The 7,904-nt window shown below is 56.9% G+C and carries 5 protein-coding genes; 3 read left to right on the top strand and 2 right to left on the bottom strand.

Translation table 11 applies throughout. From position 1 onward, the window contains the following. Positions 1-137 precede the first annotated feature (137 nt). Together VD17_RS06655 and VD17_RS06650 are read right to left on the bottom strand one after the other, a co-directional pair. Positions 138-1,532, bottom strand: a complete 1,395-nt coding sequence (locus VD17_RS06655; RefSeq protein WP_008153474.1) for a PhoH family protein — start codon at positions 1,530-1,532, stop codon at positions 138-140. A 336-nt stretch (positions 1,533-1,868) separates the two neighbouring features. Next, positions 1,869-2,993, bottom strand: coding sequence for a polysaccharide deacetylase family protein (locus VD17_RS06650; protein ID WP_046053216.1), 1,125 nt, complete (start codon positions 2,991-2,993; stop codon positions 1,869-1,871). 295 nt (positions 2,994-3,288) lie between these two features. Between VD17_RS06650 and yaaA the strand changes: the two genes are divergently transcribed. The 3 genes from yaaA to alg8 all read left to right on the top strand — a co-directional run bounded on the left by yaaA (position 3,289) and on the right by alg8 (position 7,883). Continuing rightward, positions 3,289-4,068 (top strand): peroxide stress protein YaaA, encoded by a 780-nt coding sequence (gene yaaA, locus VD17_RS06645; RefSeq protein WP_046053215.1) that lies wholly within the window; start codon positions 3,289-3,291, stop codon positions 4,066-4,068. Positions 4,069-4,874: 806 nt separating this feature from the next. After that, entirely contained in the window at positions 4,875-6,191 is a 1,317-nt protein-coding gene (locus tag VD17_RS06640; RefSeq protein ID WP_046053214.1) for a nucleotide sugar dehydrogenase, read from the top strand. Positions 6,192-6,401: 210 nt separating this feature from the next. Further along, positions 6,402-7,883, top strand: coding sequence for a mannuronan synthase (alg8, locus tag VD17_RS06635; protein ID WP_440130560.1), 1,482 nt, complete (start codon positions 6,402-6,404; stop codon positions 7,881-7,883). Positions 7,884-7,904: the final 21 nt, after the last annotated feature.

The raw sequence follows: 7,904 nt of genomic DNA, 5'->3' as shown, positions 1-7,904 counted from the left end.
GGCACATTCAACATCGATGTCGCCTGACACCCCGCCATCGTCGGAACGCCGCCCGGAGCAAGCTCGCTCCCACAGGGTTATGTGTTGGGCATAAAAAAACCGGGCGGCCTGTCAGGCCGCCCGGTTTTGGTGAGGGTTTACAAATGCGATTCGGCGTATTCGGCCAGAATCGAACGTGGCACCCCTTGCAGGGTGATGTGCACACCGTTGGGGAAATCCTTGAAGCGTTCTGTCAGGTACGTCAGCCCGGAACTGGTCGCGGACAGGTAAGGGGTATCGATCTGCGCCAGGTTGCCCAGGCACACCACTTTGGAACCGGCGCCGGCACGGGTGATGATGGTTTTCATCTGGTGCGGCGTGAGGTTCTGGCATTCATCGATCAGGATCAGACTCTGCTGGAAGCTGCGGCCTCGAATGTAGTTGAGGGATTTGAACTGCAACGGCACTTTGCTGAGGATGTAATCGACACTGCCATGGGTGTTTTCGTCATCCATGTGCAAGGCTTCGAGGTTGTCGGTGATGGCGCCTAGCCAAGGCTCCATTTTTTCCGCTTCGGTGCCGGGCAGGAAACCGATCTCCTGATCCAGGCCCTGCACGCTACGGGTCGCGATGATCCGACGATAGCGCTTGCTGACCATGGTCTGCTCGATCGCCGCCGCCAGTGCGAGGATGGTTTTACCCGAACCTGCTGCCCCGGTCAGGTTGACCAGGTGGATATCCGGGTCGAGCAAGGCGTACAGCGCCAGGCTTTGATAGATGTCACGCGGTTTCAGGCCCCAGGCTTCCTGGTGCAACAGGGGTTCCTGATGCAGGTCGAGAATCAGCAGCTTGTCTTCCTCGATCTCCTTGATCCAGCCGACAAAGCCCTGTTCATCGATGATGAACTCGTTGACGTGTACCGCCGGCAGGTTGTCGATCAGTTGCACCTGGTGCCAGGTGCGGCCATGGTCCTGACGGGTGTCGACATTCCTCACACGGTCCCAGAAGGAGCCGGTCATGTTGTGATAACCGTTGGGCAGCAGCGACACGTCGTCGACCAGTTGGTCGGTGCTGTAGTCCTCGGCCGCGATCCCGCAAGCCCGGGCCTTGAGGCGCATGTTGATGTCTTTGGTGACCAGCACCACGGGCAGCTTTGGTTCACGCGCGTGCAGGTCGATCAACTGGTTGATGATGATGTTGTCGTTCAGGTGCTCGGGCAGAATGAGGTTCGGTTCTGCACGCTTGCTCATCAGAATTGACAGCAAACCCTTGGGACCACTTTTGCCACGCTGGATCGGTACGCCGAGCTCGACGTCTTCAGGACTGGCATCGCCCAGGGTCTTGTCGATCAGGCGAATCGCCTGACGGCATTCCGCAGCCACGCTGTGATGCCCACTCTTGAGCTTGTCGAGCTCTTCAAGCACGGTCATCGGGATGGCGACGTGGTGTTCTTCGAAGTTAAGCAGGGCGTTTGGATCGTGAATCAATACGTTGGTATCGAGTACATAAAGGATTGGCTGGTTGGAGGAAGAACTACGTCCGTGATCATCCATACTCGGTCACCTTTGTGGGAGCCAGTCGACGCAATACCGTAACAGTGCTGCGCCTCGAAGTGGCCACCGAATTCACCTGCGAGGACTCAAGTGAACTGCACACAAATGGGGGTCTTGGAAGACGCCACCTGTCTGCAGGTTTCGGCGGTCTGTCTTCGTAATACTCCAAAACCTGTGACAGAAAAAAGTACTTTGACGTTTTTTTGAAGTTTATTTTTCAGAGTGACCAATAGCACTAGGCGGATTGCCATCACCCCGTTAAAGTCGGAAGTCCGCCTGCATCGAATTCTCGCCCAAAATCACCCTTCGCCCAATGTTTACGGCCTTTCGCCGTTTTCAGCGAAACGCGTCCTGACAGTCTTCCCAGCCGATTCCGCTTTGCGCCGTTTGCGTGATGAGCCACGGCATCGCCGCTTTCAGCGCATCCTGCTTCACGTTGAAGTTGATCACCCCGTGGCGCCACAACAACATCAGGCTCAACACCCGTTGCGCGCTCTGATTGGCTTTTAGTTTGCCGGCACCATCCTGGGCATCGATATCCCACAGCGCCACCTGCAAGCCCTGGGATTTGAAGAATCCTTCAGCGTCAGACCGACGCTGACCATCGGGCGGCCGAAACAATGGCACGTAGTTCTCGGGCAGTTTGCTTTTGACCAGTTCGACGCTGCGTCGCACCGAATCCTGCCAGTCCTGCCAGTGGCTGTGGGAGCGAAATTCCCAGCCTTGCGCGCCAATGCATTGCTTGGAGTACGTCGCTTGCAGGCTGGCTACCGAGCGTTCGGCCAGACGGGCCTGGATGTCCTTGCCGAGGACGAAGAACGTGCCGGTCATGTTCGACTTGCGCAGGTATTCCGTGGCCCAGGCGGTGTTATCCGGCGTGGCATTGGCGGCACTGTCGAAGGTCAGCAAAAACAGCCGGTCATGCATCTGATCGCCGTTGCGCTCATAGTCGCCAAAACGATCGACTTCGCTGCTGGTTTGCGGAAACAGCGCTGCCTTGCGCAATTGCTCGTCCAGGTACTGGGCGTGGAACAGTCGGCTCGGCTCGGCCCACTTTATGTAGTAGCTCTCATCACTGACCTGAAACTTGGCGGCTTGCTGGCGCAGGGTGTCCATGTCCTCGACCAGGAAACAGAAGGAAGCATCCTGATCGCAGCTCTGCTGGGCGAAGTTGTAGTTGGCCAGCAGTCGCTGCCACATGCGCTGGCGCAGGTTGTTGATCGATTCCAGATTGACCGTGCGCAGCCCCAGGCGCTGGGCCAGGCTCACTTCATCCAGGGATTCGCTGGCCAACAGGACGCGAGAAAACATGAGGATCTCGGCCCGTGACGCCACATCAAACAGGGTCGGGCTGTTGAGCTGTTCAGGCCAGGTGCTGCGATCAAGCGTCGCCACATCGCCCGACGCCGCCATGGCACCGAAGCTCAACAGCCAGGCCGAGAATAGAAAAACGATACGCAATGGGATGTCTCCATAACAAAACCCGCGCGGCACTATATCGCGGGAAGATCAAAAGATCGCAGCCTCGCTTCGCTCGACAGCTCCTACGGTGCATCTGCATCTGTAGCAGCTGTCGAGCGAAGCGAGGCTGCGATCTTTGCGAGCACATTCCATTTCCAAGTGAACGCGGTCCCGTAGGAGCTGCCGAAGGCTGCGATCTTGTTCCATGACACCACCGATCACCTATGACGCTCATAGCTGGAGTCAACACGGACAACCCCCTAGAATCGCCCCCACGATTAAAGGAGACGACTTCATGCTGATGGTGATTTCCCCCGCCAAGACCCTCGATTACGAAACACCGCCGGCGACCCAGCGCTTCACCCAGCCACAATACCTCGACCATTCCCAGGAACTGATCCTGCAATTGCGCGAGCTGGCCCCTGCGCAGATCAGCGAGTTGATGCACGTCTCCGACAAGATCGGCGGGCTCAACGCCGCGCGTTTCGGCAGCTGGACACCCGCGTTCACGCCGAAAAACGCCAAGCAGGCACTGCTGGCATTCAAGGGCGACGTCTACACCGGGTTGAATGCTCAAACCTTCAGCGAGGCCGATTTCGATTACGCCCAGCAGCACTTGCGCATGTTATCCGGCCTGTACGGCCTGCTACGGCCACTGGACCTGATGCAGCCGTATCGACTGGAGATGGGCACCAAACTGGCGAATGCCCGTGGCAAGGACTTGTATGCCTTCTGGGGCACACGGATCAGCGAATGGTTGAACGAAGCCCTGGCCGATCAAGGCGATGACGTGCTGCTGAACCTGGCCTCCAACGAGTACTTCTCGGCGGTCAAACGCAACGCCTTGAACGCGCGCATCATCAATACCGAATTCAAGGATCTGAAGAACGGCCAGTACAAGATCATCAGCTTCTACGCGAAAAAGGCCCGCGGCATGATGAGTCGCTTCGTCATTGAAGAGCGCATCAACGACCCGCAAGCCCTCAAGCAGTTCGACGTACAAGGTTATCGCTATAGCGTCGAGCAGTCTAAACCGGACAATCTGGTGTTCCTGCGCGATCACGCCCCCGAGTAAACACCCGGCTGGCGCACGCCTCATAATGGGTCGTGCGCCACGTCCAATCGTCCAACAATTCCCCGCCCCATTCGTCACTTTGCTGACGTCAAAAATCAATCACTCGATTTACTAACTTTAGTTTCACTCGACATTGCTGATTTTTTTCAGTAGTGGCACTAAATTTTTTTATTGGTAGTGGCACATAACCATCTAACCCGACAACAACCTTATGTATCAAGGGCGAAACAGGTGTTGCTATCAATATGAAAGCAGTGCCATCTTTTTCAATATTTCAAGAAATTTCAGAATTCGCGATGGGCGGACTGGAACTATGTCCAGATGCGTCGCTCATACCATCGGTAACCATTTTCTCTGAGCTTGTACGAGATAACTTACGCAGAGAAGAGATTCACATAGCAAAGTTGTCACATTAACTTCTGCTGACTGATCCCTGATTTTGGCAACACATGAAGGATAGGAGATAGGCACCATAAATATCCCCTACAAGGCCAAGGCTGCGCCCCTATAAACGTGCTCACCTGAGCACCCAACCGCTTGATTTACGGGCTTCTGGCCTGGCATTGAGCGCGCAAGACCTTTGCACGAATGTCTTCTGATTGGAAGATCTGCTGCATAACAGGGCACGCCATAACAATAAAAGCCTAGTTGCGCACCTTTTGAGTGAACTTATTTAGACACTCGGAACTTATATGCCTGCACGCGGCATCGTGACGTCTTTAAGGCGCACTTCCGAGTGCACTACAACCGCTGAACACCATTAACTCCGGCCATGTAATGGCTTGATAAACACAGAGGTAATTGCGATGCGCATCAGCATATTTGGTTTGGGTTACGTCGGCGCAGTATGTGCCGGTTGCCTGTCTGCACGGGGCCATGACGTCGTTGGCGTCGATGTTGCCAAAGACAAAATCGATATGATCAACGCCGGTAAATCGCCGATCGTTGAACCGGGTCTGGGCGAGCTTCTGAAGAAGGGTATCGAGACGGGCAAATTGCGCGGCACGACCAACTTCGCCGAGGCGATTCGTGACACCGACCTGTCGATGATCTGCGTCGGCACGCCGAGCAAGAAGAACGGCGACCTGGAACTGAACTACATCGAAGCCGTGTGCCGCGAGATCGGTTTTGTCCTGCGTGACAAGACGACCCGTCACACCATCGTGGTTCGCAGCACCGTACTGCCAGGCACTGTGGCAAACGTAGTGATCCCGATCCTCGAAGACTGCTCCGGCAAGAAAGCCGGTGTCGACTTCGGCGTTGCAGTGAACCCTGAGTTCCTGCGTGAAAGCACCGCGATCGCCGATTACGACCTGCCGCCAATGACTGTTATCGGCGAGTTCGACAAGGCTTCCGGCGACGTTCTGCAATCGCTGTACGAAGAACTCGACGCTCCGATCATCCGCAAGGACATCGCAGTGGCCGAGATGATCAAGTACACCTGCAACGTGTGGCACGCCACCAAGGTGACCTTCGCCAACGAGATCGGCAACATCGCCAAGGCCGTCGGCGTCGATGGTCGCGAAGTGATGGAAGTGGTCTGCCAGGACAAGACGCTGAACCTGTCCCAGTACTACATGCGCCCTGGTTTCGCGTTCGGCGGTTCCTGCCTGCCGAAGGACGTTCGCGCCCTGACCTACCGCGCCGGTTCCCTGGACGTGGAAGCACCGCTGCTGAACTCGCTGATGCGCAGTAACGAGTCCCAGGTGCAGAACGCCTTCGACATCGTCACCAGCCACGGCAAACGCAAAGTCGCCCTGCTGGGTCTGAGCTTCAAGGCCGGTACTGACGACCTGCGCGAAAGCCCGCTGGTTGATCTGGCGGAAATGCTGATCGGCAAGGGCTACGACCTGAGCATCTACGACACCAACGTCGAATACGCCCGTGTCCACGGTGCGAACAAGGATTACATCGAGTCGAAGATCCCTCACGTCTCGTCCTTGCTCAACGCTGACTTCGACCACGTGATCAACAACTCCGACGTGATCATCCTCGGCAACCGTGACGAGAAATTCCGCGCCCTGGCGCAGAACGCTCCACACGGCAAGCAAGTGATCGACCTGGTCGGTTTCATGTCCCAAGCCACCACCGTGAGTGGCCGGACTGAAGGCATCTGCTGGTAATGCGGTCGTAGGAGCTGTCGAGTGAAACGAGGCTGCGATCTTTCCAGGTCCACTTGAGTTTCAAGCGAAAGATCAAAAGATCGCAGGCTTCGCCAGCTCCTACAGGATTTCTGGCGTCATCCAGAACGGATGTCGCCAGTTTTCGTAAGCCTGCCTTAACCCCATCGGGCCACCCCACAGGCTCGCCCGAGATAGAGACGGATGCAGATTATGCACAGGCTAAAGCACGGCCTACTTCAGGTCGCCGGTTGGCTGTTTTACCTAAGTTTATTGATGGGCATCGCCTTGGCGTTGCCTGCGTCCACGTTCGACTCCGAGTCGAAGGACTTCATCTTCCTGATCGGTATCGTCGGTATCTGGCGCTACTCGATGGGTGCTACGCACTTTCTGCGCGGCATGCTGTTTCTGTACGTGGTCTACCCGCACCTGCGGCGCAAAGTGCGCAAGCTGGGTAAAGCGGCAGACCCGTCCCATGTGTTTCTGATGGTCACCAGTTTTCGTATCGACGCGCTGACTACTGCCCAGGTCTACGCCTCGGTGATTCGCGAAGCGATCGACTGCGGCCTGCCGACCACCATGGTCTGCTCCATCGTGGAAATGTCCGATGAGAAGCTGGTGAAAAGCCTTTGGACCAAAATGAATCCTCCGGCTCGCGTCAAGCTCGACTTCGTGCGCATCCCCGGCACCGGTAAGCGCGATGGCCTGGCCTACGGTTTCCGCGCCATCTCCCGCCACCTGCCGGACGACCGCGCAGTGGTTGCAGTGATCGATGGCGACACCGTGCTCGCCGAAGGCGTTGTGCTCAAGACCGTGCCGTGGTTCCAGATGTTCGGCAATGTCGGCGGCCTGACCACCAACGAGTTCTGCGAAGTGCGCGGCGGCTACATCATGAGCGAGTGGCACAAACTGCGGTTCGCCCAGCGCCACATCAACATGTGCTCGATGGCCCTGTCCAAGCGTGTGCTGACCATGACCGGGCGGATGTCGGTATTCCGCGCCACTGTGGTGACCAACCCGGACTTCATCGCCGACGTGGAAAGCGACTCGCTGCAACACTGGCGCCTGGGTCGCTTCAAGTTCCTCACCGGTGATGACAAGTCGAGCTGGTTCAGCTTGATGCGCCTGGGCTACGACACGTTTTATGTGCCGGACGCCGCGATTCACACCGTGGAACACCCGCCGGAAAAAAGCTTCATCAAGGCCAGTCGCAAACTGATGTTCCGCTGGTACGGCAACAACCTGCGGCAGAACTCCCGCGCCTTGGGCCTGGGGATGAAACGTCTCGGCCTGTTCACTTCGGTGGTGCTGTTCGACCAGCGTGTGTCGATGTGGACGTCGCTGCTGGGCCTGACCGTCGCGATCATCGCCACCTTCAAGTACGGCGCCGCGTTCATCCTGGTTTACCTGCTGTGGATCGGCATTACCCGCCTGATCCTGACCGTGCTGCTGTCTTTGTCCGGTCACACGATCGGCCCGGCCTACCCGGCGATTCTCTATTACAACCAGATCGTCGGCGCGCTGGTGAAGATCTACGTGTTCTTCCGCCTCGACCAACAGTCCTGGACTCGCCAGCCCACTTCCCTGACCCGTGATCTCGCCAGCTTTCAAGGTTGGTTCAACACTTGGTCGTCTCGGACCATGACCTTCTCCGCCGGCAGCATTTTTGTTGCTGTGCTGCTGATGATGGTCTGACCGAACTCGCCTGAATTAACT

Origin of the sequence: Pseudomonas fluorescens (genome assembly GCF_000968015.1) — a bacterium.
Classification (GTDB): Bacteria; Pseudomonadota; Gammaproteobacteria; order Pseudomonadales; family Pseudomonadaceae; genus Aquipseudomonas; species Aquipseudomonas fluorescens_W.
Note: the sequence above shows the minus strand (reverse complement) of the source record. Positions and strands in the feature narration are given on the sequence as shown.